The organism is Williamwhitmania sp. (genome assembly GCA_035529935.1).
In the GTDB taxonomy this organism is placed as follows: Bacteria; Bacteroidota; Bacteroidia; order Bacteroidales; family Williamwhitmaniaceae; genus Williamwhitmania.
In genome coordinates, this window is sequence record DATKVT010000056.1 from 1 (window position 1) to 2,055 (window position 2,055).

General features: G+C 42.2%; 3 protein-coding genes. All 3 read left to right on the plus strand.

Annotation, left to right across the window (positions count from 1 at the left end):
• The first annotated feature begins 32 nt into the window (after window positions 1-32).
• Window positions 33-566: a hypothetical protein gene (locus VMW01_04075; GenBank protein HUW05417.1), complete on the plus strand. Its 534-nt coding sequence runs from the start codon at window positions 33-35 to the stop codon at window positions 564-566.
• Window positions 567-619: 53 nt separating this feature from the next.
• A complete protein-coding gene (locus VMW01_04080) occupies window positions 620-895 on the plus strand; it encodes a hypothetical protein (GenBank protein HUW05418.1) in 276 nt (91 codons plus the stop codon).
• Between the two features lie 72 nt (window positions 896-967).
• Window positions 968-2,055, plus strand: a 1,088-nt coding sequence (locus tag VMW01_04085; GenBank protein HUW05419.1) for a hypothetical protein, incomplete at its 3' end; no start/stop codon positions are given.

Consider the following 2,055-nt stretch of genomic DNA (forward strand, 5'->3'; position numbering starts at 1 on the left):
TTTTTTAACCAATTATGTGAAAGGAATATGTTATGCGAAAAGAATTATGTTACTTAGTAGCAGCAGTTTTTTTAACCTTCTTCGCTGTTGGTGGTTGTGCTACTCAGAACCTTGATATAGTTGATCAAGGTGGTCGCCAAATACCAACTCCTCACTACATCATGAAAAGTTTGGATAAATCAGTTTCAGTTCTATTTTATTACACAGCGATTTCAACCGAAAAAGATTTGGACGGATATGAAGTTCCAATTTCAAAACACCTCGCCTTAAACCAACAAAATTATATATCCATGAAAAAATATAAAACTATCATGGTAAGCCTGGAAGTCCAAAACCCAACAAATCAGGAATATTCTATTTGGGAAATGATTCAATGGAAATCCAACGGCGGGATTGATGAGGCAAGAGGGCAGAGAGTAGGAAAGAGCAACAGAAGCTATAGGAGTTACACTATACAATTACCCTATGATGAAAAATACAAAAATGTTAAATACACATTACAGCTTCTAAGCTCTGGTGGAAAAACGCTAATGTTTTTGGGAGAGTTTAAATACTCAACCGATTGAAAGGGGGTGGTGAAACTTTTTAATCTTTAATTAAAAAAAAGGAGAAACAATCTATGATTAAAAAGATTGTGGCAATTGCAATTGTTTCAATGTTTATTATGTGCGGTATTTCATTCGCTGACGGAGAGAGTTCTATTGTGGAACCCGGAAGTGGAATTGATGGTCAACTTGATCGCTTGACTCAAGAGTCCGCATACGTTAGCGGAGTTTTGGTTAAACCGCATGACGACAAAACTTTAGACACTGCTCCAGCGAATGAAGTGACAGAATCACTGATTGAGCGTGGAGTTATCCCAGAGGCGGAAGCCCAAAGACTCGGAACTAATTAACGAGCAAACTGGTAAAAGCAAATGTATTACTTACTAACTATTTTTTAACAATTTTACAAAGGAGCATGAGTTATGAAGTTTAAAAACTTGTTTGCAGTACTGTGTGTATTATTTTGTATGACATTCGTAATAACCAGCATCGCCACGGCCAAGACGGGACCTCCCGGATACTATAAGAAACTCAATGGTGCCGATGCCGGTGAAGTCGTCTACTGGAAAAATGGCAAGAACTTGAATCCGCAAAGCGAATGGGAACTGGTTCAACCTTACAAGGCACCCTGCTTTGGTGGAGCCTGTGAGGATGCCCTCGCCCTGGCAGATTCTGGTGTAATGATCATCAGTAATTTTGCTGTAGTTGACTTTGATAGTCCGATGGCCTGGGGAGCTGCAGGTGGTAAAGACCTGGAACTTCACGGAACGGCTTTTGCCACAGGTGCCGATAAAAGAATCTGGTTTTTCAAAATTCCAGGTTATGCATGGGCCAACGTTGATCTGAGTTTAATCGCCAACGTTTATACCTGTGTATTCACCACAGGTGAAAAATTGGATACCGGCGGTCTTTCCATGACCTATGCCAAATCAACAGGTATTCTTGATTTTGAGGGAAGTGCAATCGCCATTGGTTCTAATGGTTGCCCCCAATGGGCTTCCGTTAATATTAGTGGAATCTTCAACACGACAGTCGGCGCCCATTCTCTAGCAACCGGCCCCAATGCAAGTTTTGCACAAACCTGGGGTGAAGGGATGACATCTGTAAAAGTCAGTGGTTGGGATAGTGATTTTGACAAATATGGATTCTTGACTGCAGCCGCCCATGCCAAACTTGAAGGTTGGGTTATGGTTGTTCAAGATATTTTTGTCAGCTCTTATGTAAGCCCAGATGGAACAACTGCAGCCAACTTTGGTATCGTTAAAGGTGGTTGGGCAATGGCCGGCGGTGATGCGAATCTGGAAGGAATCCGAGCCCAAGGTTCTATAAATCAGCAAGGGCAAGCCACAGATGGAATTGGTTCTGCTGCGTATGGAAGTAGTAATGCTTCTTTCAACGGTGCCCGTGGTCAGGTTTATGATGGCCGCTGTGTTGATTTTGCCAAAGTCGGAGGAGTCGCTGTTGTTACCGGTTATAACAATGTGACCAACACCGGAAGTGGAGTCGTGGT

What these genes read in the sequence shown, in the direction of transcription:
- VMW01_04080 (HUW05418.1), top strand. Translation starts at nt 620, where the DNA reads ATGATTAAAAAGATTGTGGCAATTGCAATTGTTTCAATGTTTATTATG.
- VMW01_04075 (HUW05417.1), top strand. Translation starts at nt 33, where the DNA reads ATGCGAAAAGAATTATGTTACTTAGTAGCAGCAGTTTTTTTAACCTTC.